This is a genomic window from Halorubrum saccharovorum DSM 1137, from assembly GCF_000337915.1.
Classification (GTDB): domain Archaea; phylum Halobacteriota; class Halobacteria; order Halobacteriales; family Haloferacaceae; genus Halorubrum; species Halorubrum saccharovorum.
Window position 1 is genome coordinate 163,266 of the sequence record NZ_AOJE01000070.1, and the last position, 25,956, is coordinate 189,221.

Annotated in this window: 22 protein-coding genes; 12 read left to right on the forward strand and 10 right to left on the reverse strand. The window is 69.1% G+C overall.

Going from position 1 to position 25,956, the window contains the following annotated elements; all coding sequences use genetic code 11:
* The first annotated feature begins 52 nt into the window (after positions 1-52).
* The gene (locus C471_RS17520) at positions 53-220 is read left to right on the forward strand and encodes a hypothetical protein (protein ID WP_160163155.1); all 168 of its coding nucleotides are present in this window, start codon (positions 53-55) and stop codon (positions 218-220) included.
* Here the strand turns inward: C471_RS17520 and glmM are convergent.
* Positions 217-1,539 (reverse strand): phosphoglucosamine mutase, encoded by a 1,323-nt coding sequence (gene glmM / locus C471_RS15155; RefSeq protein WP_004050492.1) that lies wholly within the window; start codon positions 1,537-1,539, stop codon positions 217-219. The genes C471_RS17520 and glmM overlap by 4 nt on opposite strands.
* A 108-nt stretch (positions 1,540-1,647) precedes the next feature.
* Entirely contained in the window at positions 1,648-3,489 is a 1,842-nt protein-coding gene (locus C471_RS15160; RefSeq protein WP_004050494.1) for an SLC13 family permease, read from the reverse strand.
* A gap of 104 nt (positions 3,490-3,593) precedes the next feature.
* On the opposite strand from C471_RS15160, the gene C471_RS15165 reads away from it, so the two are divergent.
* Positions 3,594-4,517: an NAD-dependent epimerase/dehydratase family protein gene (locus C471_RS15165; RefSeq protein WP_004050496.1), complete on the forward strand. Its 924-nt coding sequence runs from the start codon at positions 3,594-3,596 to the stop codon at positions 4,515-4,517.
* 125 nt (positions 4,518-4,642) lie between these two features.
* On the opposite strand, the gene C471_RS15170 is transcribed toward C471_RS15165, so the two are convergent.
* Positions 4,643-5,614, reverse strand: a complete 972-nt coding sequence (locus C471_RS15170; protein WP_004050498.1) for a phosphoadenosine phosphosulfate reductase family protein — start codon at positions 5,612-5,614, stop codon at positions 4,643-4,645.
* Between the two features lie 213 nt (positions 5,615-5,827).
* Between C471_RS15170 and C471_RS15175 the strand changes: the two genes are divergently transcribed.
* Complete coding sequence (locus C471_RS15175) at positions 5,828-7,174, forward strand: alkaline phosphatase family protein (protein ID WP_004050500.1); 1,347 nt, start codon at positions 5,828-5,830, stop codon at positions 7,172-7,174.
* 56 nt (positions 7,175-7,230) lie between these two features.
* Here C471_RS15175 and C471_RS15180 read toward each other — a convergent pair whose 3' ends face one another.
* Complete coding sequence (locus C471_RS15180; protein ID WP_049909471.1) at positions 7,231-8,121, reverse strand: DUF7847 domain-containing protein; 891 nt, start codon at positions 8,119-8,121, stop codon at positions 7,231-7,233.
* A 59-nt stretch (positions 8,122-8,180) separates the two neighbouring features.
* On the reverse strand, positions 8,181-10,931 hold the full coding sequence (locus C471_RS15185; RefSeq protein WP_004050503.1) for a nucleotide sugar dehydrogenase: 2,751 nt from the start codon (positions 10,929-10,931) through the stop codon (positions 8,181-8,183).
* Between the two features lie 97 nt (positions 10,932-11,028).
* On the opposite strand from C471_RS15185, the gene C471_RS15190 reads away from it, so the two are divergent.
* Genes C471_RS15190 through C471_RS15200 form a run of 3 tightly spaced genes read left to right on the forward strand, consistent with a single transcriptional unit; the run spans position 11,029 to position 12,864 of the window.
* Positions 11,029-11,634 (forward strand): TIGR04206 family protein, encoded by a 606-nt coding sequence (locus C471_RS15190; RefSeq protein WP_004050504.1) that lies wholly within the window; start codon positions 11,029-11,031, stop codon positions 11,632-11,634.
* Positions 11,635-11,694: 60 nt separating this feature from the next.
* The gene (locus C471_RS15195) at positions 11,695-12,603 is read left to right on the forward strand and encodes a ZIP family metal transporter (RefSeq protein WP_004050505.1); all 909 of its coding nucleotides are present in this window, start codon (positions 11,695-11,697) and stop codon (positions 12,601-12,603) included.
* A gap of 51 nt (positions 12,604-12,654) precedes the next feature.
* The gene (locus C471_RS15200; RefSeq protein WP_004050507.1) at positions 12,655-12,864 is read left to right on the forward strand and encodes a hypothetical protein; all 210 of its coding nucleotides are present in this window, start codon (positions 12,655-12,657) and stop codon (positions 12,862-12,864) included.
* A 39-nt stretch (positions 12,865-12,903) separates the two neighbouring features.
* Here C471_RS15200 and aroC read toward each other — a convergent pair whose 3' ends face one another.
* Positions 12,904-14,091 (reverse strand): chorismate synthase, encoded by a 1,188-nt coding sequence (gene aroC / locus C471_RS15205; protein WP_004050509.1) that lies wholly within the window; start codon positions 14,089-14,091, stop codon positions 12,904-12,906.
* A 131-nt stretch (positions 14,092-14,222) separates the two neighbouring features.
* Here aroC and C471_RS15210 point away from each other — a divergent pair, with 131 nt between their 5' ends.
* The 3 genes from C471_RS15210 (at position 14,223) to hpt (ending at position 15,962) form a co-directional block, all read left to right on the forward strand.
* Positions 14,223-14,444, forward strand: a complete 222-nt coding sequence (locus tag C471_RS15210) for a hypothetical protein (protein WP_049909473.1) — start codon at positions 14,223-14,225, stop codon at positions 14,442-14,444.
* A 59-nt stretch (positions 14,445-14,503) separates the two neighbouring features.
* Positions 14,504-15,283: an enoyl-CoA hydratase/isomerase family protein gene (locus tag C471_RS15215; protein ID WP_004050513.1), complete on the forward strand. Its 780-nt coding sequence runs from the start codon at positions 14,504-14,506 to the stop codon at positions 15,281-15,283.
* 109 nt (positions 15,284-15,392) lie between these two features.
* Positions 15,393-15,962 carry a hypoxanthine/guanine phosphoribosyltransferase gene (gene hpt, locus C471_RS15220; RefSeq protein ID WP_004050515.1) on the forward strand — a complete coding sequence of 190 codons (570 nt, stop codon included), beginning with the start codon at positions 15,393-15,395 and terminating at the stop codon, positions 15,960-15,962.
* Between the two features lie 42 nt (positions 15,963-16,004).
* On the opposite strand, the gene C471_RS15225 is transcribed toward hpt, so the two are convergent.
* The 4 genes from C471_RS15225 to glpK form a co-directional block, all read right to left on the reverse strand.
* Positions 16,005-16,688, reverse strand: coding sequence for an HAD-IIB family hydrolase (locus C471_RS15225; RefSeq protein ID WP_004050517.1), 684 nt, complete (start codon positions 16,686-16,688; stop codon positions 16,005-16,007).
* 110 nt (positions 16,689-16,798) lie between these two features.
* Positions 16,799-17,971, reverse strand: a complete 1,173-nt coding sequence (locus tag C471_RS15230; protein ID WP_004050520.1) for a Cdc6/Cdc18 family protein — start codon at positions 17,969-17,971, stop codon at positions 16,799-16,801.
* 233 nt (positions 17,972-18,204) lie between these two features.
* The gene (locus tag C471_RS15235) at positions 18,205-19,293 is read right to left on the reverse strand and encodes a hypothetical protein (RefSeq protein ID WP_004050522.1); all 1,089 of its coding nucleotides are present in this window, start codon (positions 19,291-19,293) and stop codon (positions 18,205-18,207) included.
* Complete coding sequence (glpK, locus tag C471_RS15240; RefSeq protein WP_049909474.1) at positions 19,294-20,826, reverse strand: glycerol kinase GlpK; 1,533 nt, start codon at positions 20,824-20,826, stop codon at positions 19,294-19,296. It lies immediately after the preceding gene.
* Positions 20,827-21,230: 404 nt separating this feature from the next.
* On the opposite strand from glpK, the gene glpA reads away from it, so the two are divergent.
* From glpA to C471_RS15255, 3 genes are read left to right on the forward strand one after another with little or no spacing between them, the layout of a single operon-like run.
* Entirely contained in the window at positions 21,231-22,985 is a 1,755-nt protein-coding gene (glpA, locus tag C471_RS15245; RefSeq protein WP_004050524.1) for an anaerobic glycerol-3-phosphate dehydrogenase subunit GlpA, read from the forward strand.
* Positions 22,972-24,351 (forward strand): glycerol-3-phosphate dehydrogenase subunit GlpB, encoded by a 1,380-nt coding sequence (gene glpB, locus C471_RS15250; RefSeq protein ID WP_049909476.1) that lies wholly within the window; start codon positions 22,972-22,974, stop codon positions 24,349-24,351. Before glpA ends, glpB begins: the two co-directional genes overlap by 14 nt.
* Entirely contained in the window at positions 24,348-25,877 is a 1,530-nt protein-coding gene (locus tag C471_RS15255; RefSeq protein WP_004050526.1) for an anaerobic glycerol-3-phosphate dehydrogenase subunit C, read from the forward strand. The genes glpB and C471_RS15255 overlap by 4 nt, the downstream gene beginning before the upstream one ends.
* The last annotated feature ends 79 nt before the right edge of the window (positions 25,878-25,956 follow it).

Consider the following 25,956-nt stretch of genomic DNA (forward strand, 5'->3'; position numbering starts at 1 on the left):
CCCGGTGTCAAAGCGGAGCGTTCGACGGACCGAAAACACTCGACGCGGTGGGGTGAGCGAACGGAGCCACTCCGCGACCCGCACCGCGGAGCCACTCCGCGACCCGCACCACGGAGTGCCGTTCGCGGTTTTCGGCCGGGTCACCGATCCCGCCGGCCGGGTCACCGATCCCGCCGGCCGGGTCACCGATCCCGCCGGCCGACTCCCCGACTCCGCCTAGACCGCCTCACCGGCCCGCCCGACGAGCCCCCGCGCCGTCTCGAACAGCTCGTCGGCGTCGCGCTCGTCGCGCGCCTCGGCGGTGATCCGCACCAGCGGCTCGGTGCCGCTCGCGCGGACGAGGAACCAGCCCGTCTCCGTCTCCACTCGGATCCCGTCGAGCGCCGACACGTCGTCGAACCGCTCGCGGGCGCGCTCCGCGACGCGCTCCACGACCGTCCCTTTCGATTCGGTCCGTATCGAGTCCCGGCGGATCGGGTACGTCGGAAGCTCGTCGACCATCGCGGCCAGCGATCCCTCCGCGCCGACCAGTCCGGCCAGCGTGCAGGCGGCGAGGGGGCCGTCGGGACAGCGCGTCTGCTCGGGCCAGATCCACGCGCCGCTCGGTTCGCCGCCGAAGACGACGTCCGGGTTCGCGGTCTCGGCGGCGACGTACGCGTCGCCGACCCGCGTGTACGTCACGTCCGCGCCGACCGCGGCGAGCGCGTCCGCGACGAGGAGGCTCGTGTCGACGGGGACCGCCACGCGGTCGCCGTCTCCGGCCTCGCGCCGGGCGAACAGCGCGAGGAGCGCGTCGCCCGAGACGAACCGCCCGCGCTCGTCGATCGCCATCATGCGGTCCGCGTCGCCGTCGTGGACGACCCCGAGGTCCGCGCCGGTCGCCTCGACGAGCTCGCACGCCGTCTGACAGTTCTCGGCCGTGGGCTCGCTCGGACGCCCGGGGAACCGCCCGTCGCGCTGACCGTTGAGCGTCTCCACGTCGCAGCCGGCCGCGTGGAGCGCGTCGGCGGTGACTCGCCCGACGCCGTTCCCGAGATCGACGACGACGGAGAGGTCGTCCGGGATCGCGACCGACTCGCGGAGCGCGCGCTCGTGGTGGTCTCGCGCTCCGCCCCCGTCACGGCGCTCGCCGAGCTCGTCCCACGCCGCGAGGTCGAACGCCCCCTCGCGGACGATCTCGCCGATCCGATCGTTCGCGTCCTCACCGAACGCCCGGCCGTCGGCCGCCCAGAGCTTGATCCCGTTATCGGGCGCCGGGTTATGCGAGGCGGTGACGACGACGCCGGCGTCGGCCCCCTCCCGGACGACGCTCCGCGCGACGGTCGGGGTCGGCTGGACGCCCACGTCGATCACGTCTCCGCCGCACTCGGTGACTCCGGCCGACACCGCCCGGCTCAGCGTGCGTCCGCTCTCCCGGGCGTCTCGCCCGAGGACGACCGTATCGGCGCCGTCGGTCGCCAGCGCGCGCCCGACGTGGAGCGCGAGTTCGGCCGTGATCTCCCCGCCGACTCGGCCTCTGACGCCGCTCGTTCCGAACATACCGCGGCTTCATCCGCGGGCGAAAAGACGCTTCGGGTCGTGGGTCCACGATTCGCGTTCGGGTCGCGGGTCCGCGGTTCGCTCTCTCCGCGGCCCGACGACGCGCGGTCAGACCCCCCAGAGAACGGTGATTCCGGCCGTCGCGACGACGGCGAGGAGCAGCTGGAGCGGGCCGCCGACGCGCAGGAAGTCCGTGAACTCGTAGCCGCCGGGGCCGTACACCATGAGGTTCGTCTGGTAGCCGACGGGCGTCATGAACGATGTCGCGGACGCGAACATCACCGCCAGCAGGAACGCGAACTCGTTGGCCCCGAGCTGCGCGGCCGCGCTGACGCCGACCGGGATCATCAGCACCGCGGTCGCCACCGGCGTGATGACGCTCGCCAGCACCCCGGCGACGGCGTACAGGACGAACATGACGCCGACGGTCGGGAGGTACCCGCCGGTCGCGACGAGGAACGCCGAGACGACGGCCGCGCCGCCCGTGGACTCCAGCGCGAGCCCGAGCGGGATGACCCCGGCCAGGAGGAATATCACGTTCCACGAGACGGCGTCGTAGGCGTCCGCGGTCGTCAGACAGCCGGTGACTACCATCGCGACGACGCCGGCCAGCGCCGCGATCACGATCGGGAGGACGTCGAGCGCGGCGAGCGCGACGACCCCGACGAGCACGCCCACGGCGATCGGCGTCTTCGGCGACAGCGGTGCGATCTCGTCGATGTCCGCGTCCGCCAGCCGGTCGAGCACGCGCTCGTCGGCGACGACGAGATCGCCGGTGTCCGTGAAGTACCGGACGGACGCCGGCGTCGTCCGGACCAACAGCAGATCGCCCGCCTCCAGCGTTCGGTCGGAGAGGCCCGTCCGGAACAGGTCGCCGCCGCGGCGCACGGCGAGGACGCTCGTCTCGTGGTAGTCGTGGAGGCCGGTCTCGCCGACGGTCTCGCCGACGAACGACGACTGGTCCGGGACCACCGCCTTCGCGAGCATCCCGTCGGTAGCGGACGACTCGAACGTCTCCTCGGTCACCGTCTCGCGGGGCCGTCTCCCGAGCGTCGCCTCCTCGCGGAACCGGGCGACCGCCTGCAGGGGGCCGTGGACGACCACGCCGTCGCCCGTCTCGATGACCCGGTCGGAGTGAGGCCCGGCGTACGCCTCGCCGTCGCGTCGGACCTGCAGGATGCGGACCTCCGGGTGCGCGTCGTCGAACGCCTCCACGGACAGCCCGGCGGCGGCCGATCCCGGCCGAACGTACAGATGCGCGAGGTAGTCGTCGAGGTCGAACTCCGTGACGGGGTCGCTGTCCACCGGGACCCGGGCCGGCGTGAGCCGCCAGCCGACGGTCAACAGGTACGCGCCCCCGACCGCGAGCAGGACGGCGCCGAGTCCCGTGAACTCGAACATCCCGATGCCGTCACGGCCGTCGATGAGCAGGCGCGCGAAGTCGCTAGCGAGGATGTTCGTCGAGGTCCCGATGAGGGTGAGCGTGCCGCCGAGGATGGCGGCGTACGACAGCGGGAGGAGGAGCTTCGACGGGCTCATCTCCGAGTTCTCCGCGAGGCCGGTGACCATCGGGATGAAGACGGCGACGACGGGCGTGTTGTTTACGAACCCCGCGATCGGACCGGTCGTACAGACGGTGGCGACGAGCGCCCGGAACTCGCGCCCGGCGGTGAACTCCGCGAGGTAGACGCCGAGCCGCTCGACGACGCCCGTGTTCTGGACGCCCGCGCTGAGCATGTACATCGCGATGATGGTGACCGTCGCGGGGTTCGCGAACCCCGAGATCGCCGCGCGCGCTCCGACGCCGGTCCACGGTTCGAGGACGACGAGCGCGGCGACGACGCTGATCGCGGTGACATCGTTTGGGACGACCTCGGTGACGAACGCCGCCAGCACGGCGAGGATGAGCAGGAAGACGACGGCGACGCCCGAAACCTCGGCAATCGGCATACTCGAACGACTTGCGTCGGCGCCTTCACTGTTCCCCCGGAACCCGGCCCGATCGAGTGGTTGAAACCGAAGCGATAATCCCCCTTCTCCGGCGACACACGCGCATGCAGAACAAGCGCGTGTTGGTCACGGGCGGGGCGGGCTTTATCGGCTCGAACCTCGCGAACCGCCTCGCGGCCGACAACGACGTGATCGCGGTCGACGACACTTATCTCGGGACTGCCGATAACCTCGATTCCGACGTGGAGTTCGTCGAGGCCTCCGTGCTCGACGACGACTACCCCGCCGACGTCGACGTCCTGTTTCATTTGGCCGCGCTCTCCTCGCGGAACATGCACGAGAACGACCCCCAGCGCGGCTGCCGCGTCAACGTCGAGGGGTTCGTCAACGCCGTCGAGCGCGCCCGGCAGGAGGGCTGCGAGACGGTCGTCTACGCCTCGACCTCCTCGATCTACGGGAGCCGCACCGAGCCCTCGCCCGTCGACATGGAGGTGGAGGCGCGCACGGCCTACGAGGCCTCGAAGCTCTCGCGCGAGCGCTACGCCGAGTACTACGCCAACCACCACGGGATGAACGTGGCGGGACTCCGCTTCTTCTCCGTGTACCAGGGCTTCGCCGGCAACGAGGAGCACAAAGGCGAGTACGCGAACACGGTCGCGCAGTTCGCGGACGCGATCGCCTCGGGCGAAGCGCCCGAGCTGTTCGGCGACGGCACCCAGACCCGCGACTTCACCCACGTCTCCGACGTGGCCCGCGCCTGCGAGCTCGCCGCCGACCACGAGCTCACGGGCGTCTACAACGTCGGAACCGAAGAAGCGTACTCGTTCAACGAGATGGTCGAGCTGATCAACGACGCGCTCGGCACCGACGTCGATCCGGAGTACATCGAGTGCCCCTTCGACGACTACGTCCACGACACCATGGCCGACTACTCGGCGTTCCACGAGGCGACCGGCTGGGTGCCCCAAATCGACTTCGAGGAGGGCGTCCGACTCGTCTGTGAACCTTACCTCGACGGCGAGCGCTGAACCCTCTCAACGCGCGGTTTTCGCGTCGATCGGGAAACCAGACATCAGCCGATCGACGGTCGGTATCGAAACCGGGCGTCAGCCGATCGACGGTCGGTATCGAAACGAAGCGATTTCGCCGGGCGTTACATGTAGCCGAGGTCGCGCAGACGCTCCATCAGGTCCTCTTTGTCCTGGGCGCGGCCGGCGCGCTCGGTCGTGTCCTCAAGGTCCTGGAGCCACGCGGGCTCCTCCGTCGTCTTCTCCGTACTGACCTCGCTGCCGAGCGATCGGAACCCGGCGAAGTACTTCGGCGAGATCGGCACGTCCTCCTGCGTGACGCCCTCGGGGAGGTCGTCGTCGGCCTGCGGGACGTACCCCTCGTCGGGGAACGCCTCGACGGTGTCGGGGACGACGTAGTTCCAGAAGGCGTCCCACACGTCGGCCTCGGCGAACTGCAGGATGGGCTGGATGCGGTCGTGCGGCGGGAACAGGTCGGGGTCGTGGCGCGGCGAGAAGAACGTCTCGTCGGCGCGAGCCTCCTGCTCGTCCCAGCGGACGCCGGAGATGACGCCGTCGATGTCGTGCGCTTCGAGGGCGTTGTTGAGCGCGACCGTCTTCAGGAGGTGGTTCCCCACGTAGGTGTCGAGCAGGAACGGGAAGGAGTCCTCCTCGAACTCCAGGATGTCGCGGATGTGGTGCTGGTTCTGCTCGTTCAGCTCGTCGACCGGAATGTCGTCGCCCGGCTCTAAGCCGTGCTCGTCGACGTACGCGCCCACGTCCTCGTTGCGGGCGTACACGAGCTCGATGTCCCACTCGTCGGCCCAGCGCTCGACGAAGTCAGTGATGTCGTCGAAGTGCTGGAAGTGGTCGATGAACACCGCGGTCGGCTTCTCGTAACCGAACTCCTCGGCCACCTGGTTGATGAAGTACAGCGTCAGCGTGGAGTCCTTCCCGCCGGTCCACATCACGGCCGGGTTGTCGTACTGCTCTAACCCGCGGCGCGTGACCTCGATCGCCTTCTCGATCTTGTGTTGCAGCGACGGGTAATCCGCCGGATCCTCGCCCTCGCCGTCGGCGTAGTCGACGTCGACGCTCGCCGGGAAGTCGTCGGTCATACGCCGGATATGTCCCCGCGGAGGGGAATAGGCCTTCTGAATCGGCGCGGCTTGCCAGCGCGCGCGAACCCCGGCGTCATTCGCCGCGAACGGCGGGCGACGGCGTCTCTCGGCCTCGGCGACCGACGCCGGCATGACTCGCCGCAATCGGCGGATCGCGGCGCGACTCGCCAGAACACAAGGGATTTGTCGGCTCGAAGTCACCCCTCGTCCATGGGACTGTTCGATCGGCTGCGCGGCGGCGACGACGAGCGCGTGGTCTTCCTCGGCATCGACGGCGTACCGTACGACCTCGTGCAGGATCACCCCGACGTCTTCGAGAACCTGACCGACATCGCCGAGACGGGCTCGGCGGGCCGGTTAGAGAGCATCGTGCCGCCCGAGTCGAGCGCGTGCTGGCCGAGCCTCACGACGGGGAAAAACCCCGGCGAGACCGGCGTGTACGGCTTCCAAGACCGCGAGGTCGACTCCTACGAGACGTACGTTCCGATGGGGAAACACGTGTCGGCGACGCGGCTGTGGGACCGCGTCACGGACGACGGCCGCGACGCGACCGTGCTCAACGTCCCCGTCACGTTCCCCCCGTCGAGCCGGATCCAGCGGCAGGTCTCCGGGTTCCTCTCGCCCTCGCTCGACGCGGCCGCGAGCGACGACGCGGTCCGACAGGTGCTGGAGGACCACGACTACAAGATCGACGTGAACGCGAAGCTCGGTCACGACGACGACAAGACCGAGTTCGTCGAGAACGCGCACGCGACGCTCGACGCCCGCTACGACGTGTTCACTCACTACCTCGCGGAGGACGACTGGGACCTCTTCTTCGGCGTCTTCATGAGCACCGACCGGGTCAACCACTTCCTGTTCGGCGACTACGAGAACGACGGGGAGTACGCCGAGGAGTTCCTCGACTTCTACCGGACGCTCGACGAGTACGTCGGCGAGATCCGCGATCGGCTCGACGACGACACGACGCTCGTCGTCGCCTCCGACCACGGGTTCACCGAGCTGGAGTGGGAGGTGAACTGCAACCAGTTCCTCGCCGACGAGGGGTGGCTCTCCTACGAGGACGACGACCACGACTCGCTGACCGACATCGACGACGAGACCCGCGCGTACTCGCTCATTCCCGGCCGATTTTACCTCAATCTGGAGGGCCGCGAGCCGGATGGCGTCGTCCCCGAGTCGGAGTACGAGGCGGTCCGCGACGAGCTCGTCGACGACCTCGAATCGCTCACCGGCCCCGATGGCCGGCGGGTGTGCAAGCGGATCGTGCGGGGCGAGACCGTCTTCGACGGCGACAACGACGAGATCGCGCCCGACCTCGTGGTCATCCCCGCGGACGGCTTCGACCTGAAGTCCGGATTCAGCGGCAAGGAGGCCGTCTTCACCGAGGGCCCGCGCAACGGGATGCACAAGTTCGAGAACTCGCTGCTCTACTCGACCGACGCCGACCTCGACGTCGAGGGCTCGAACCTCTTCGACGTGACCCCGACGATCCTCGATCTGATGGACGTCGAGGCCGACGCCGACTTCGACGGCGAAAGCCTCCTAGACACGTAAGCCGTCAGAGCGTCCGAAGCCGGGCTCCCAGAGAAGCGACCGCCGCTCGCCCGGCGTCAACGCGGCGCGTCGCCTCCCGCTCCCCCGCTAATCTCCCGGTAGAACGCGACCGAGTACGTCGCGTAGAACGCCCCGGCTATCCCGGTCAGGAGGACGTAACCGATGGCGACGGCGGCGACGATCGCCGGGGTCGGATCGATCGAGACGACCTCCGCGAACGGGGAGCCGGCGGGCTGTTGCGGCCCGAAGACGAGCGATCCGGCCGCGGCCAACACCCCGACCAGCACGCCGCCGATCGTGAGCACCACCGTGTAGCCGAACACGCTGAGGAAGTTCGACCGGACGAGCCCCGCGCTGCGGCGGAACCCATCGACGAGCTCGGTGTCGTCGAGGACGACGGCGTGGGCGTAAAACTGGAGGAAGAAGGTGATCAGGAGGTAGACTAACACGAGGCCGACCGCGACGACGGCCACCACCACGAGCAGCGTGGGATCGAAGCCGAAGGCGGGCGCATCGACGCCCGTGCCGGCCCCGCCCATTCCGCCCCCGGTTCCGCCGTTCATCCCGGCGATCGACCCGCCGATGACCACGACGATCGCGCCCGTGAACGCGAGGAATCCGAAGACCATGTTCACCGCGAGCAGGGCGAAGTAGCCCAGGAGGAGCGGGACGTAGTTCGCCTTCCCGACCGCGACCAGCGTGCCGAGACGCGTCGTGCCCGCGACCGCCTCGTCGGCCATCCCGAGCAGACCGCCCTGGAAGAACGGGAGGACGAGGACCATCACGCCGAACGTGACGAGCGAAATCGCCGACGCGAGCAGCGGACCGGCCGACTGCACGAGCAGGTTCGGGAGCTGAAAGAGCCCGTACAGCGCCGTGACGAGCACCAAAATAGGGTTGCGAACGACGCCGCTGACCGCCGGACGGAGGGATTGGAGGGCCGCCATACCCGGTTATTTCATTCGAGATATATAAATAAGCAGGTGTCTGACCGAAGAGAGATCGGCTACCAGGTGAGTCCCTCGTAGGTGAGTCCCTCGCGCCGATCGATCACTCGGCGGCCGTCTATCACGACGGGATCCGCCATCGCGTCGAACGCGTCGTCGAGGGCCGCGAACTCGTCCCAGTCGGTGACGGCGAGCGCCGCGCTCGCCCCGTCGAGCGCGGCCGCGGCCGAATCCGCGTACTCGATGTCGGGGAACCGCTCTCGGGCGTTCTCGGTCGCGACGGGGTCGTACCCCACCACGTCGGCGCCCCGCGCCTGCAGCCCCTCGATGATCGGAATCGCGCGGGAGTTCCGGATGTCGTCGGTGCCGGGCTTGAACGCGAGCCCGAGCACCGCGACGCGCTTGCCCGCGACCTCGACGTGAGCGTCGAGCAGTTCGAGCATGCGCTCCGGCTGCCCGTCGTTCACCGCGACCGCGGCGTCGAGGAGCGCTGGCTCGTAGCCGGCGTCGCGGGCCGCGGCGCGGATGGCGTCGACGTCTTTGGGAAAGCAGTTGTGGACCGCGATTCCATCTGTCGTGACGAACGTGTGGTCGTCATCGACTTCGAGAGAGTAGACGGATATCGGTTCGTCCAGATCGACCGTTTCGATATCCCGGACGCGAACCGCCGTGTGTGATCCACCGTCCGTGTGGCCTGTGGGGGCAATCTGTTTCGCGTAGCTGTCCAGTCGCCGATCGATCTTCGCGATATCGGTGTCCAAGAACAGCTCTTTGAGTTGGTCGATCTGCTCGCTGGAACTCACCCTGAGAAAATGTGCCGGCTTGGTAGACTTCGCGGATGTCGATGTCTTGTAGCTGGGAATGATCCCGATACTGTGTAACAGCAGTTGCATTCCGGCTATCAGCTCTTCGCTCACGGAGCCGTACTCGTACACGACGGCGTTCGAGTGACTCGGATACGCGATGTGTCCGTCGCCCCGAAACAGTCCTGACAGGACGGCTTTACGATGTGACTCCGGTTCCTGGTAAACCGCGTCGGGGAGCGCCGCGGTGTACGATCCTGTTCCGCAACCCAGCTGTTCGAGGAATCGTGCGAAGATCCGGCTCGACACTTCAATCTGTGTCGTGGTCTCCCGCTGCCTTGTCATGTGTCGAATTCCCAGTGACTCGAAGAATGACTCGACATCCGAGACGTATTCCGGCTCATCCGTGGGATGGAAACTCAGGGCGACGCGTCGCCGTGTCGTCGATCCGTGTCCGGACTCGTCGTCGTTGACGTGACCCTCGCTGATGTAGTAGCCGATGAACCGCCAGAAGGCTTCGTCGGCGGAAACGATCGCCGGGACGTAGGTTTGACCGCCGCCTCTCGTCGTATACAGCGATAGAGCTTTTCGGTCGAACTCGATTTCATCCTCGTATTCGAGGAAAACATCGAGTGAGAGGTAGTTGTTCCGGCAGAACTCGTGTACCCGGTCGTAGCTATGCCGGCGGTTGTATCCGTCGAGTACGTTCCGCAAGTGATCTTTCCGATCTGAGAGGTCGAAGTCGGGTTTGAGATACACCTCGTCAGTCGGGAAGTTCGGATCGTCCGCAATGAGTTCGATCAGGTCGAAGTGACTGACCGGATCAACGCTAACATTGGTTTGAACGGGAAGTTGATCCGTTTCAGTTAGCGATCCCGCTTCTCGAACAACAAGGTCGTTCCCCTCGACGACGAGCATCGGGTGATCCTCCGTCACCGTCACCTCTTTGCTCATTTTGGTCTGGATACGACGCAGTTCGCCGTCGTAGTCCCGGCGGGTCGCGCCGAGGACCGGTTTGAACGTACTGTTCCCTTCCTTATCATAGCTCAGCACGGCGACGTCATCGACGTGCGCCGCGTCCTCGTCCACATATCGGTCGAAGAATTCTTCGAACGTCAGGAACCGCGTCCCCTCGTCGTCTTTGGCCAGCACCCGTTGGTCGCCAGTCAGGCAACTCCCGCCCCAGCCGACCCCCGAACGCAGGAACTTCGCGCCGATCCGATCGTCGAGGCCGACCGCGTCCATCACCTCGTAGGCGTCGATCCCGAACCGTTTGCAGACGTTGCCCAGATCGTTCGCCAGCGAGATCTTCGACGCCAGGAACGCGTTGTTGGCGTACTTGATCATCACGGCCGTCTCCGGGTCGGTCCGGATGACCGGCGCGTCCGAGTCGGTCGCGGCGAGCAGGGGTTCGTACAGCTCCTCCAGCCGCTCCGTGGCCCACTCCGACTCGGTCCCGAAGACGAGCTTGTCCGGGTGCTGGAAGTCGTCGACGGCGGACCCCTCGCGGAGGAACTCCGGGTTGGTCGCGAGCTCGACGCGGTCGGCCGCGTCGCCCGCACCCTCGAGGAGGGCCTCGCGGACCCGCCCGACCCCCGGGGGCGTGATCGTGCTCTTGACGACGACGAGGTGGCGGTCGTCGGGGGTCGCGACCGAAGGGCCGGCGCCTTCCCCCCTCGCCGCCAGCGCCTCGCCGGTCATCTCCGCGGCCGCGCTGAGCGCCCCCAGATCGATGCTCCCGTCCTCGTTCGAGGGGGTGCCGATCGCGAGGAACGTCACGTCGGCGTCCGGAACGCTCTCGTACTCGGTCGTGGCGCGGAGCCGGTCGCCCGCGTGCTCGGCTAGGAGGTCGTCGAGCCCGGGCTCGTGGATGGCCGCGTGCCCGTCGTTGATCGCGGCGACCACGTCCGGATCGATGTCGACGGCGGTCACGTCGTGACCCGCGTCCGCGAGGCAGGCCGCGAGAGTCGTTCCGACGTAGCCGCTTCCGACGACGGTGACTCGCATACCGGAGTAAGCGCCCGCCGACTCAAAGAACGTTGCGCGTTCCCGGACTCGAGACGGCTCCGGACGATACTTACCCTCGGACCGCCGAGGCGACGATATGTCCGAGGGACCGGGATCCGAGACGGCGACCGCGCGTCGATCGGAGTCGGACGACCGCGACGGTCGCGACGACCGCGACGGCCGCGACGGTCGCGACGACCGCGACGGCCGCGACGGCCGCGTCGCCGGCGTCTCCCGTCGGGTCGGCTGGCTCCTCGTCGTCGCCCTCCTCGCGGTCCCGATGGCCGTGATCCCCGGCGGCGACCTCACGGTCGTGAGCCTCTGGGGGTTCCTCAACACGGCGGGGCCCGGCCTCGGCGTCGGCGGCTACCCGGTGTGGGCGTACTTCCTCGAACAGCCGCGCCCGTTCGGAGCGCTCCCGGCGTCGATCCGAGCGTGGCCGCTCGCGATCGGGTTTTACCTCCTCGCGACGGCCAGCGCGACGGCGGGGGTCGCGCTCGGTCGAGAGGACCGGCGCGTCACCGGCGGCCTGCTCGCGCTCGCCGCGGCGGCGAGCCTGTGGGTCTCCGTCGGCGTCGCGACCCGATTCGGCGTCGGGACCACGTCCGGATGGCTCGCCGTGCTCCCGGTCGGCGCGCTCGCGACGCTCGCGGTCGCCGTCGGCGTCTACGGGCGCGACCTCCGCGGAATCGTCGAGGCGTGAGCCGAACGGCGCGCTGCCGGTGCGGCGGTGTTTAACAACCCGGGCGCTGAACCCGATTCCATGACCGATCTCGTCGGGGTGGTGACGGTGAGCGGCGTCGCGGGCGTCGCGACGGGACTCGGGGCGCTCCCGGTGTTCTTCCGCACTCGCGTCACGCACCGCGTCTACGACGCCGCGCTGGGGCTCGCGGCCGGGCTGATGGTCGCGGCCAGCGTCTTCGGCCTGATCATCCCCGGAATGGAGGAGGGGACGCTCTCGGCGGTGATGGCGGGGCTGCTCCTCGGCGGCGTCGGCCTGCTCGCCGGGAACTACGCCATCCCCCACCTCCACGCGCAGTACCGCGAGTGGCTCCCCGAGGGGGGCGCGACCGGCGACGACGCCGCGGCGATGCCGATCTCGGACGAAAGCGAGAGACCGAATCGCGAGCTCTCGGAGTTCGCCGATCCCGTCGGATCTGCTGATCCCACCTCGTCCCCCGATCCCGACGAATCTGCCGACGCGGCCGCGGAGCGAGAGGTGACGCTCCGGAAGGCGCTGTTGATCGGCGGGGCGATCACCCTCCACAACGCCCCGGAGGGGCTGGCGATCGGCGTCGCGTTCGCCTCCGGACTGGAGGAGGTCGCGCTGGTGTTGGCGATCGTGATCGGCCTCCAGAACGTCCCCGACGGATTCGCGTTCGCGGTGCCGATGGCGGACACCGGGATGTCGAACCTCCGAGTGCTCTGGTACACCACCCTCTCGGGAGTCGTCCCCCAGGTCGTCGCCTCGGTGTTCGGCTTCCTGCTCGTCGCGCTCGCGGCCGGGCTCTTCCCCGTCGCCTCCGGGTTCGCGGCCGGGGCGATGCTCGCGGTCGTCTTCCGCGAGCTGATTCCCTCCTCGCACGGTCACGGCCACGCCGACGCCGCGACCGGCGCGTTCCTCGTCGGCTTCGTCCTGCTCGTCGTCGTCGACACGGTCATCGTCGTGTGACTCGCGCGAGACCGCGACGCCTTTTCAACGCGGCGCGCCCTTCTCTCGAACATGTCCACGACCGCCTCCGCGCCCGACGCCGACGAGACGTGCGCCTACTGCGGCTCGCGGATCTTCGACCACGACCCGATCTGCGTGCGCGACTGCGACGACGGCTGCGGCTCGCCCGCCTTCTTCTGTAACTACGCGTGCCTCTCCGCGCACGTCGACGAGAACGATCTGACAGCGGGCGACGCCTGCGAGTGGTCGCCGGAGGAATAAAACGAACCGAGAGAACGGTCCCGAGGGCCGGACGAGTCGCTACTCGTTGTCCGGGCTGCTCGGGTGGTAGTCGGTGTCGTACTGCCCCGGATCGTTGTCGACGCGGTCGGGGTTGATCCGCCCGGCGAGCAGCATGAAGTCGAGGACGGTGCAGTACAGCATCGCCTCGACAACGGGGACGGCCCGCGGCGGGAGCACCGGGTCGTGGCGGCCGACGACCTGTATCTCCTTCTCCTCGCCGGTCTCCCAGTCGGCGGAGCGCTGCTTCTTCGGGATCGAGGTGGGCGCGTGCCACGTCGCCTCGCCGTAGATGGGTTCGCCGGTCGTGATCCCGCCCTGGAGCCCGCCGTGGTCGTTGCCGACGGGGACCGGGTCACCCTCTTCGCTCTCGACGTGGTCGAACGACTCGCCGTCGTCGAACGTCCAGTCCTCGTTGCGCTCGCTGCCCGTCACGTTCACGGCGTCTTTGCCCAGTCCGAACTCGACGCCGGTGGTCGCCGGGATGGAGAACATCGCCTGTCCGAGCCGGGAGGGGAAGCCGTCGAAGCGCGGGGCGCCGAGCCCGCGCGGGACCCCGCGGCACTCGAAGTAGATGGAGCCGCCGATGGAGTCGCCCTCCTCCTGGTACCGTTCGATCAGCTCCTGCATCTCGGCGGCGGCCTCGGGATCGGCGCAGCGCACGTCGTTCTCCTCGCTGTTCGCGAGGAGCTGTTCGAAGCTCACGTCGTCGGCCTCCACGTCGCCGATGCGGTTGACGTGGGCTTTGATCTCCACGTCGTAGTCGGAGGCGTCGAGCACCTGCTCGGCGACCGCGCCGGCCGCGACCCAGTTCACCGTCTCCCGCGCGGAGGAGCGCCCGCCGCCGCCCCAGTTTCGCGTGCCGAACTTCGCGGAGTAGGTGTAGTCGCCGTGCGAGGGGCGCGGCGCCGTGACGTACGGCTCGTACTTCCCCGAGCGCGCGTCCTTGTTCTGGATCACCATGCCGATCGGCGTCCCGGTGGTGTAGCCGTCCTGCACGCCGGAGTTGACGACGACCTCGTCGGGCTCGCCCCGGGAGGTCGTGATCATCGACTGACCCGGCTTGCGCCGGTCGAGCTGCGCCTGGATCGCCTCCTCGTCGAGCTCGACCCCCGCGGGCACGCCCGAGACCGTCACGCCCATCGCGTCGCCGTGGCTCTCGCCGTACGTCGTTACCTGGAAAAGCCGACCGAACCGGTTCCCGTTCATACGCGACCGTATGGCCGAGGGCATATAGGGGTTGCAATCCGCGCAACCGGCTGCGGGTCACGATCCGCGCAACCGGCTGCCGCTTCGCCGCGACCGGTGGTGGTTTATCACCGGGCCGCGTTGACGTGAGCGTGCGCGATCGACTCACCTCTGATCTCGGTGTGTACGCCCTCTCCGGGCTGTTCTCGCTCGTCGTCTTCGTCGTCGCGCTGACGATCCTCTCGCGGACGCTGCCGGGCGGGCTCGGCTCCCGCCAGCTCGTCGGACTCGTGGTCGGATACCTGCTGTTCATCGGGGCGTACGCCACCGCGTGGTTCATCTACAGCGAGATCGACAGCCGCGAGGAGATCTGAGGGCTTCGCTCGGGTTCCGCCTGCCGAACGGTTTTCACCCCGCCCCGAGACGGGCCCGTATGACCTGGGACACGATCACGCTCGACACCGACGACGACACCGGCGTGGCGACGGTCACCGTCGACCGGCCGGAGCAGCTCAACGCTCTCACCGTCGACACGCTCGAAGCGGTCGAGGAGGCGCTCGCGGAGGCCGAGGCGGCCGGGGTCCGCGCGCTCGTGCTCGCCGGCGCGGGCGACGAGGCGTTCGTCGCCGGTGCGGACATCTCCTACATGGCCGAGCTGTCGACGCCGGAGGCGCAGGCGTACGCCGAACTGGGCCACCGCGTCGCGGACGCGATCGAGTCGTTCCCGGCGCCGACGGTCGCGGCGATCGACGGCTACGCGTTCGGCGGGGGCTGCGAACTCGCGCTCGCCTGCGACCTCCGTGTCGCCGCCGAGCGCGCCGTGATCGGGCAGACCGAGATCGACCTCGGGATCATCCCCGGCTGGGGCGGGACCCAGCGGCTCCCGGACCTCGTCGGCGACGAGACCGCGAAGCGACTCGTCTTCCTCGGCGAGCGGATCGAGGCGAGCGAAGCCGCGGAGGTCGGGCTCGTCGGCGAGGTCGTTCCGGACGACGCGTTCGACGACCGGATCGACGAGCTGGCGGGCGAGCTGGCCGCGAAGCCGGCGTTCGCGACCCGCGCGGCGAAGGAGGCGCTCGACGCCGCCCGCGACGGGTCGCAGGCGGACGGGCTCGCTCTGGAACGCCGGGCGTGGTCCGGCCTGTTCGGGACCCACGACCAGCGCGAGGGGATGGCGGCGTTCTTAGAGAAGCGGGAGCCGGAGTTCGAGTAGGCGGTCCGGACCGCGAACGGCGCGGCTCGCGTCCCCCCGTCCCGTGCGATCGGTGTCCACGGAACCGGGGGATCGCCACGCTTTATTAATCCGCCCGAGTACCGGCGACATGGACCAGTTGCGGCAGTCGCTCCTCGACGCGCCGATCATCGAGAAAGGCGAGTACCAGTACTTCGTCCACCCGATCAGCGACGGCGTACCCATGCTCAAACCGGAGCTCCTCCGGGAGATCGTCATCCGGATCATCCGGAAGGCGGAGCTGGAGAACGTCGACAAGATCGTCACCCCCGCGGCGATGGGGATCCACATCTCCACCGCGCTCTCTCTCATGACCGACATCCCGCTCGTCGTCATCCGCAAGCGCCAGTACGGCCTCGACGGCGAGGTCCCGCTGTTCCAGGAGACCGGCTACTCCGAGTCGGAGATGTACATCAACGACGTGGAGGAGGGCGACCGCGTCCTCGTCCTCGACGACGTGCTCTCCACGGGCGGCACGATGAAGGCGATCATCGACGCGCTGACGAACGAGGTCGGCGCGGACGTCGTCGACGTCGTCGCCGTGATCAAGAAGGCGGGCGAAAACGAGCTCGACGACACCGACTACAACGTGAAGACGCTGATCAACGTCACCGTCGAGGACGGCGAGGTCGTGATCGTCGACGCGCACGGCGACGACTGACGCTCGCTTCGGTCTACTCTCCGTTCCCTTCCTCCGACGCCCTCACTCACTCCGCGCTCGGAGCTCTTCGAGCACGCTGGCGGTGCCGTCCATGTACGACTCCGCCAACACGGTGTCTGCGGCGTCCCGGGCGGCGACGTCGGCGTTCGCGACCGCGTACGACTCCCCGGCGACCGCGAAGGTGGACACGTCGTTCTCGCTGTCGCCGACCGCGACGAACTCGTCGGGAGCGAGGCCGAGGGCGTCGCCGACGCGTTCGAGCCCGCGGCCCTTGCTCACGCCGGTCGATTTGACGTGGTACGCGTAGCCGGTGTCGACGACCTCGACGTCGCCGCCCGCGGCCGCGGCGACCTCGCGCAGCAGCGTCTCGTCGGCGTCGAGCGACAGCGCAACCTCCGTCTCGCGCCAGCGGTTCACCGTGTCGCGGGCGCCCCACCCCAGGTCGCCGCCGCGCTCGCGGAACGCCTCGACGACGGCCCGCGGGGCCTCGGGGTCGCCGAGGACCGCCGTCTCGCCGTCGACGTGCACGACGCCGCCGTTCTCGGCGATGACGGTCTCCGCGCGCCCGAGGAAGTGCGCCAGCGCGACCGGGTAGGGAAACGCCTTCCCGGTCGCGAGCACCACCGGTGCGTCCCAGTCCGGTAACAGCTCGAAGACGCGCGCGTCGATCCGGCCGCTCGCCGTCGTCAGCGTTCCGTCGATGTCCAACGCGAGAGGCGGAACCATACCGGACGTGAGGCGACGACGCGCAACTGTCTTGCGTTCGGGCGCGACCCAGGAGGGCGGGCGGAGGTACGGACGCGGACGGATCGGGGAGAAGGTAGCGTCGAGGCCGCTTAAAACGACCACGAGGGGCGGTCGAACAGCTCCCGGAACACCAGCGTCGGGAACCGCGGGACGAGACGGCTCGGCGGACGCCCCTTCCCGCCGCTCTGCCGGGCCGTCACCCGGTCGAGCAGGCCCGCGTCCGCGAGTTCGTAGAGCACTCGGCGGACCGTCGAGGGGGACAGGTCGACCGCCTCGCGCGAGGCGATCGTCTCCGTCGCCGCGCTCACCGACGCCCGGTCGTCGTCGGACAGGCTCACGAGCTCGTAGAGGAGCCGACGCCGACTTTCCGAGAGCGCGAGCACTCGTCCGAGCGCGACGCCCGGACGCGGAACCGCCCCGATCCCGGCGTCGAGATCCTCCGGCCGCACCGTCGAGGCGCCCGCGCGCTCCGCGGTGACGGCCGCGCCGGAGATGGCCGCGAGCGCGTCGTGCGCGTCCCCCTCCGCCCACTCGCTGATCTCTCGGATCTGGTCGTGGGTGAGCGCGTCGCGCCCGAGGCCGGTCGAACACCGACTCGTCAGCAGCTCGACGAGCACGTGCCGGCGGTACGGTTCGAACGCCACCGCTTCGCTCGGCTCCCACTCGATTTCCGCCGGGTCCTCGCGGCCGAGACACACCGGGACGACCCGGTCGCTGACGGCGGTGAGCCACTCGACGACGGTCGTCGCGGTCGGCGTCTCCGGCTCGTTGACGTGGTCGACCGCGACGACCAGATCGGGCCGGACATCGACGGCCTCGCGCAGCGACTCGGTCAGCTCGTCCGTGCCGATCCCGTGTTCGGGGACCGCGTCGTCGCTGACCGCGTCGAGCGCGGCGTGGTAGAGCCGGAAGCGCGTCGGCGCCCGACGCGCGTCGACGTAGACGAACCCGGGCAGTGTCGGTTCGACCGCGCGCGTCGACGTCTGGATCGCTCGTCGCGGGCCGCTGTGAGACGCCAGCCGCTGAAACAGCGTGGAGACGATCGCCGACTTCCCGCTCCCCTTCGGTCCGTGAACGTAGGCGCTCGGCGGGATCGACCCGGCGAACGCCGGCTCGAACACGTCGAGGAGCCGCTCGATCGCCGGCCCTCGACCGATCGGCGACTCGGTGTGCGACACCGGCGAGACGGCGTCGGGGTCCACGAGGACGCCGGCTCCCACGTCGTAGCCGAGTCGCCGCTCGATCCGATCGTCGATGTTCACGGGCGACCCTCCTCGATGCTCCGATAAAACCGGACCGAAGCGCGGTCGCTACCGGTTCGATCTGAGTGTCGCCCGGGTCTCGTGTGACGTTTCATTGGTTGGTCCAGCGGTCTCGGTCGCTCTGCGTGTGGCGTGTCTCGGCGGGCGCTGCGACCGCGCAGCGGTCACCGCGCGATCGAGTCGGTTCGGGGCGATCCGCGGGGTCGATCCGGGACCGACCCCAGCGAGCGGCGTTAGAGGTAGCCGGCGTTCGGCAGCACGCCGAGGATGGCGAGGATGCCCACGGCGAGCATCATGATCGCGATGGCCATCGCCGGCGGGTCGACGTGGGTCCCGGAGTGGGAGTAGAACAGCCGCTGGGTGACCTCGCCCACGAGGCCGCTGAGGGCCCCGAGCACGCCGGCCGCCAGCAGCGCGACGACGCTGCCCGCGACGGGGTCGATGACGACCGCACCGACCGCGCCGAGGAGCGTGATGTGATGCGTCACCGGGATCTTCTCGACGCCGAGGTTCAGGAACAGCAGGCTCATCGCGGAGATGCCGTAGCCCATGAAGATGCTCCCCGTCTGCAGCCAGATGTAGCCGCCGAGGATCCCGCCGACGAGGCCGATCGTAGTGACGCCCGACCACTTGTACTGGTGGGGGAGCCACGGTTCCGTCGCCGGGCGCCCGGCGTGCTCGCCCTCGCTGTCGGCCTTCGGATGGTCGTCGCCGCGCTCGAACGGCGACATGTCGAGGTACCCGTCGCCCGCCGGCTTCCCGACGATCGGGTAGCCGAAGACGGGGCGCGCGAGGAACGCCGTCGCGAACACCGACACCGCGATGAAGTCGGTCGGCGGCGTCATCTCCAACACGTTGATGAAGACGCCGTTGGCGACCCGGGTGAACAGCATCCCGACGACCCCGAAGATCGCACCCACGGCGAGGATGTCGGGCTTCGTCCCGAACGCGTACGTGATGTCCTTCCCGAAGTGGTACCCGCCCTCGGCGGGGTTCATGTCGGGGTACTTCTTGCCGGCGTACGCGGAGGCGGCCACGCCGCCCGCGAACGCGATGTGCGGACCGGTGACCGCGCCGAAGCCGATGACGCCGGTGATGCCGGCCGCGAGTTCGCCCGCGGGGATGCCCTCGATCGCGCCGACCTGCCGCTGGAGAACTCCGATCCCCTCGCCGAGGAACACGACGAACCCGGTGAAGATGAACGACGGAAGCGCGCCGAGGGCGGCGCCGAACGCCCCCCCGGCGAGTGCGGTGATGAACAGCAGGAGGAACTGTTCGACCTCCATCCCGATGACCGGAACCTGGAGCAGGAGCTCGTTCATTTACTCGTCCTCCTGTGCCCAGTCGAGGGACTTCTCGACGGCGTCGCCCCAGCGGTCGTAGAGCTTGTCGACCTCTTCCTGGCTCTTCTCGGGCGTGAACTCGCGGTCGACCTGCCAGTTGTCGCGCAGCTCGTCGACGGTGTCCCAGTAGCCGACCGCGAGCCCGGCGGCGTACGCCGAGCCCAGCGCGGTGGTCTCGTCGACCTCGGGACGCGCGATCTCCGTCTGGATGATGTCCGACTGGAGCTGACAGAGGAAGTTGTTCTTCACCGCGCCGCCGTCGACCCGGAGGCTAGTCGTCTCGACGCCGGAGTCTGCCTCCATGGCCTCGGCCACGTCCCGGGTCTGGTAAGCGATGCTCTCCAGCGTCGCCCGGACGATGTGTTCTTTGCTCGTGCCGCGGGTCATCCCGACGATGGTCCCGCGGGCGCGGCCGTCCCAGTGGGGCGCGCCGAGCCCGGTGAACGCCGGGACCATGTAGACGCCGTCGGTCGAGTCGACCGAGCGCGCCAGCTCCGCGGTCTGTGCCGCATTGTTGATCAGGTCGACGTCTTCGAGCCACTCGATGGCGGCGCCGGTGATGAAGATCGATCCCTCGAGCGCGTACTGGACGGGCTCGCCGGACATCTGGAAGCCGATGGTCGTCAGCAGTCCGTGGTCGGACTCGACGGCCTCGTTGCCCGTGTTCATCAGGTAGAACGAGCCGGTGCCGTAGGTGTTCTTCGCGTCCCCCTCGTCGAAGCAGGTCTGGCCGAACAGCGCGGCCTGCTGGTCGCCCAGGGCGCCGGCGACCGGGACCTCCTCGCCGAGGAAGCCGTCGGCGTCGGTGTGACCGTAGTAGTCCTCGTCGGAGGAGGGGCGTACCTCGGGCACCATCTCCTTCGGGACGCCGAACTCCTCCAGCAGCTCGTCGTCCCACTCCAGGTCCCGGATGTTGTACAGCATCGTCCGGGAGGCGTTGGTGACGTCCGTGATGTGGTTCCCCGTCAGGTTGTAGATGAGCCACGAGTCGATCGTTCCCATGACGACCTCGCCCTCGCGGGCCCGGTCGCGGAGGTCGCCGCCTCGGGAGCTCTGCATCTTGAGCGGCTCGGCGTTATCGAGGATCCACTCGGTCTTGGTCGCGGAGAAGTACGCGTCGGCCTCGAGGCCGGTCTTCTCGCGGATCTCCTCGACTTTGTCAGCCTCTTGCAGCTCCTCGACGCGGTCCGTGGTCCGGCGGTCCTGCCACACGAGCGCGTTGTGGACCGGCCTTCCGGAGTCTTTGTCCCAGACGATCGTCGTCTCGCGCTGGTTCGTGATCCCGATCGCTTCGAGTTGATTCGCCTCCAGCCCCGCGTCGGCGAGGCCGTCGAGGACGACCTGTTGGGTGTTCTCCCAGATCTCGATGGGGTCGTGTTCGACCCAGCCCGGGTTGGGGTAGATCTGTTCGTGCTGTTCGTACGCGTTCGCGACGACCTGCCCCGCATGGTCGAACACCATGAATCGGGTGCCGGTCGTCCCCTGGTCTATCGCACCGACATACTGTGTCATGTATTGGATCCCTCCTGTGGCGCTGGTCCGTTCGCGGCGTCGACGACGTCGTCGACGCCGATCGCCCTGCGAGCGCCGACCGGGGGCACAGTTCGTCCCCCGGGTCGTCGGCCGCGACGCCGCGTCCGCCCCGTCACCGGTCGAGCCACCGTCCGCGTCTCGACCTGAGAGCCGGTGTCGCCGTCGCCGCGACATATCTTCACGGAAGCTGCCACGCCACTCGTGAACATAATGTACTACCATAATAATCTTCCTGTTAAAATTCGGTATTCTCGGCGATCGAAAAAGTAAGTATATAAATCAACCGTCGCCGACAACGATTGTACTACTTGAACGTCCCTGATTGTTATGGGTGACCCTGATGAGGAGGTAAAGTAAAGTGGGCGGGGTCCGACCGGATCGACATGGACCAACAGGTGGACGTCGTCGTCGTCGGCGGGGGATCGACGGGGTGCGGCGTGGTCAGGGACCTCGCGCGGCGGGGGCTCGACGCGGTGCTCGTCGAGAAGGGGAACCTGACGCACGGGACGACGGGACGGATGCACGGGCTCTTACACAGCGGGGGGCGGTACGCGGTCTCCGACCAGAAGAGCGCGAGGGAGTGTATCGAGGAGAACGAGGTGTTACGCGAGATCGCGGGCCACTGCGTCGAGGAGACCGGCGGGCTGTTCGTCAAGCGCCCGGAGGACTCCGAGGAGTACTTTCAAGAGAAACTGGAGGGCTGTCGCGCCTGCGACATCCCCGTCGAGGTGATCGACGGCGAGGAGGCCCGGCGCCGCGAGCCGTATCTCGCGCGCGACGTGGAGAAGGCGATCGCGCTGCCGGACGCCGCGGTCGACCCCTTCCGGCTCTGCGTCGCGAACGCGGCCGACGCCCGCGATCACGGCGCGCGGATCGAGACCCACGCCCCGGTGACCGACGTGCTCGTCGAGGGCGGCGAGGTCGTCGGCGTCGAGGTCGAACACGAGACCGGCCCCGGAAAGCGCATCCACCGCGAGCCGGGGGCGACCGAGGAGATCCGCGCGCGCCACGTCGTCAACGCGACCGGCGCGTGGGCGGGCAACGTCGGCGAGATGGCCGGCGTCGACGTGGAGGTCCGCCCCTCGAAGGGCGTGATGACGGTGATGAACACCCGGCAGGTCGACACCGTGATCAACCGCTGCCGGCCGAAGGGCGACGCCGACATCATCGTCCCCCACGAGACCGCCTGCATCCTCGGCACGACCGACGAGGAGGTCTCCGACCCCGAGGACTACCCCGAGGAGGAGTGGGAGGTCGACCTGGTGATCGAGACGCTCTCGGAGCTCGTGCCCGCCCTGAAGGACGCCCGGACGCTCCGCTCCTTTTGGGGCGTCAGACCCCTCTATGAACCCCCCGGGACCGGCACCGAGGACCCGACCGACATCACCCGCGACTACTTCCTCTTGGACCACGGCGACCGCGACGACCTCCCCGGAATGACCACCATCGTGGGGGGGAAGCTCACCACCTACCGCATGATGGCCGAGTCCATCTCCGACCACGTCTGCGACGCGCTCGGTCGCGACGCGACCTGCGACACCGCCGACGCGCCGCTCCCCGGCTCGGAGGACCCGGCGCGCATGGAGGATCTGATGGACGAGTTCGGGCTCCGGTCCCCCGTCGCGCGGCGCTCGGGCCAGCGGCTCGGNTCGCGAGCCGGCGACGTGCTCGACGAGTGGGATCCGAACCCCGTCGTCTGCGAGTGCGAGGGAGTCACTCGCGCCGAGGTGCAGGACGCCATCGGCGACGCGGGCAGCGACCTCAACGCGGTCCGCCTGCGCACCCGCGCCTCGATGGGGAACTGTCAGGGCGGGTTCTGCTCCCACCGGATCGCCGCCGAGCTCGCGCAAGAGTATCCCGAACCGGTCGTCCGCGACGCGGAAGACGAGCTGTACCAGGAGCGCTGGAAGGGCCAGCGCCACGCGCTGTGGGGGCGCCAGCTCTCGCAGGCGATGCTGAACCACATGCTCCACGCGACGACGATGAACCGCGACGGCGATCCGGCGAACCTCGACGGCGAGGTCGACTTCGGGGCGTTCGACGCGGGCGACGAGGGCGGGGCACCCGGGTCCGACGCCGGCGAGGGCGGCGATGCCGGGACTGCCGCTACGGATGGAGGGACCGATGGCGATCGATAGCGACGTGCTCGTCGTCGGCGGCGGGATGGCGGCGATCACCGCGGCGATCGCGGCGGCCCGCGAGGGCGCCGACGTACGGCTCGTCTCCCACAAGGCGAGCACGCTCCGGCAGGCCTCCGGGCTGATCGACGCGCTCGGCTACGTCCCGGCCACCGAGCCCGCGAAGCCGCTCCGCGAGGGCCCGCCGACGGCTGGCCGCGAACTCGACCGCGACGAGTGGCCCGACCCGGAGGGCCCGCTGGCCGACCCCTTCGAGGCGGTCGACCGGCTCCCCGAGAGCCACCCCTACCGGACCGTCGGCGCCGACGCGCTGCGGGAGGGGCTCGACCTGTTCGACGACCTCGCGGGCGACGCGTACCGCGGGAGCCACACCGACAACAACGCGCTCCTCCCGACGTTCGGCGGGAGCGTGAAGCCGACCGCGCGCTATCCCGCCGCCGCCGAGGCGGGGCTCGCGAGCGACGACCGACCCGCCCTGATCGTCGGCTTCCGGTCGCTCACCGAGTACGACGCGCGGGCGTTCGCCGGGCGCTTGGAGGCCGCCGGCGTCCCCTTCGACGTCGCCGGCGCCGAGGTGGAGTTCGCCGAGGCCTTCCGGGCGGACACGAAGGTCACCCGGATCGCGAAGGCGCTCGACCACGACGAGGCGATCGACGGCGTCCCCGCCCGCGAGGCGCTGGCGAAGGCGGTCGCGCCGCACCTCCACGACGCCGTCGACGAGGCGGGCGGCGTCGAGCGCGTCGAGCGCGTCGGCTTCCCGGCGTTCCTCGGCGACGACCGCGGCGACGCGGTGCGCGCCGAACTGGCCGACCGCCTCGGCGCGGACGTCTTCGAGATCCCGATGGGGCCGCCGAGCCTCCCGGGACTCAGGCTGGAGGACCGGCTGTACGACGCGCTCGACGACGAGGGCGTCCGGTTCGAGACCGGCAACCCGGTCGTCGGTGTCGAGACCGAGGCGGACGGGGCGGTCGAGACGGTCGCGGTCGACCGGAAGGGCCGCGAGACGCCGTACGGCGCCGACGCCTTCGTGCTCGCGACCGGCGGGCTCGTCGGGAAGGGGCTCGACTCGGACCGCGAGGGCGTCAGCGAGCCCGTCTTCGGGCTCCACGTCGAGCAGCCGGCGGACCGCTACGAGTGGTTCGTCGACGACGCGTTCGGCGACCAGCCGTACGCGCGCTTCGGCGTCCGGATCGGCGAGGACGGGCGCGCGCTGGACGCGGACGGCGACGCGGCGTACGAGAACGTCTTCGCGGCCGGCGGGATCGTCGGCGGCGCGGACGCGGCGCGGGAGAAGTCCGCGAGCGGGGTGTCGCTCGCGACCGGGATCGTGGCGGGACGGCAGGCGGCGACGGAGGCAACCAAATGACACGACACACCGACGACGAGGACGCTAACGAGGCGAACGGGGCGAACGAGATGGACGGTGACGACCGCGATGAGGGCGAGCCCGCGGCCACCCCCGGCGTTCCCGAGGCGGGACGCGACGAACAGCCGTCGATCTTCGTCCCCGACGACGGCGCGGTAGAAGGGGCCGACAGCGACCTCGCTGCCGACCCGACCGCGGACCGCGCCGCAACCGACGGCGGCGTCGAGAGCGCGACCGGCGGGAGCGACTCGACGGACCTCGACCCGGACGCGTACGACCCGGTCGACGTGTTCCCGGGCGGCGACCTCGACCTCCGGGACGGCGCCGACTCCTGTTACAAGTGCACGAGCTGTGACACCTCCTGTCCGGTTGCCGAGGTCGACGAGGAGTTCCCGGGCCCGAAGTTTCAGGGCCCGGAGCAGTGGCGGCTCAAGCGCAAGGACGACCACGACATCGACGAGTCGATCACCTCCTGCTCGAACTGCATGCGCTGTGACGACGCCTGCCCCTCCTCGGTGCCGCTCTCGCAGATGCACAACGAGGCGCGCGGCCAGTTCGTCGAAGAGCAGATGGAGAAGCTCTCGCGGGAGTACGTCCGGAACCGGATCCTCTCGAACTACCGCTTCTTCGCGTCCATCGCGAGCAAGGTGCCGCGGCTGGCGAACGCCGCGACGAAGATTCCCGGCGCCATGAAGCTCGGCGAGAAGGTGCTCGGGATCGCGGGCGACCGCGAGTTCCCCGACTTCGCCACCCAGACGTTCCGCGAGTGGTGGAAGGCCCGCGGCGGCGCGCAGGTGGAGAACCCCGACAAGCGCGTCGCCTACTTCCACGGCTGCTACTCCAACTACAACACGCCGGAGGTCGGCAAGGCCATGGTCCGCGTGTACGAGCACTTCGGCTACGAGGTCATGGTCCCGCCACAGAAGTGCTCCGGCACCCCGATGTTCGCGAATGGGATGCTGAAGGACGCGCGTCGGCACGCGGAGACGAACGTCGAGAACCTCGTGGAGGCGATCGGCGAGGGCGCCGACGTGATCGCCTCCTGTACCTCCTGTTCGCTGTCGCTGCGCCAGGAGTACCCCGAGCTGTTCGACATCCACGGGATCGAGGACGTCTCCGAGCACACCTACGAGGCGCTCGAGTACCTCCGGATCAACGAGGACCTGGAGGGCGAGTTGGCGGGGACCGAGCTCGCCGACGAGCAGGCGTTCGCCTACCACGCGCCGTGTCACGCCCGCAATCAGGGGCTCTCCCGGCAGGCCGTCGAGACGTTCCGCGACGTCGACGGCGTGCAGATGGAGGACGTCGGCGACTCCTGTTCGGGCATCTCCGGCACCTACGGCTGGAAGGAGGAGAAGTACGAGAAGTCGATGGAGATCGGCGCGGAGATGTTCGATCACATGGAGGACGCCGAGGGCGACGTGGGGATGACAGAGTGCCCGACCTGCGCGATGCAGATGGAGCACGGCACCGGCTACGAGGTCGAGCACCCGCTCCAGCTTCTCGAAGAGACTGTCGGCGCGTAGGACCGCCCGAAAGCGAGCGGACGGACCGCACCGATCGCCCGGTTTTCACGCCGGATAACCGCGAGGGAACGTTTATCAT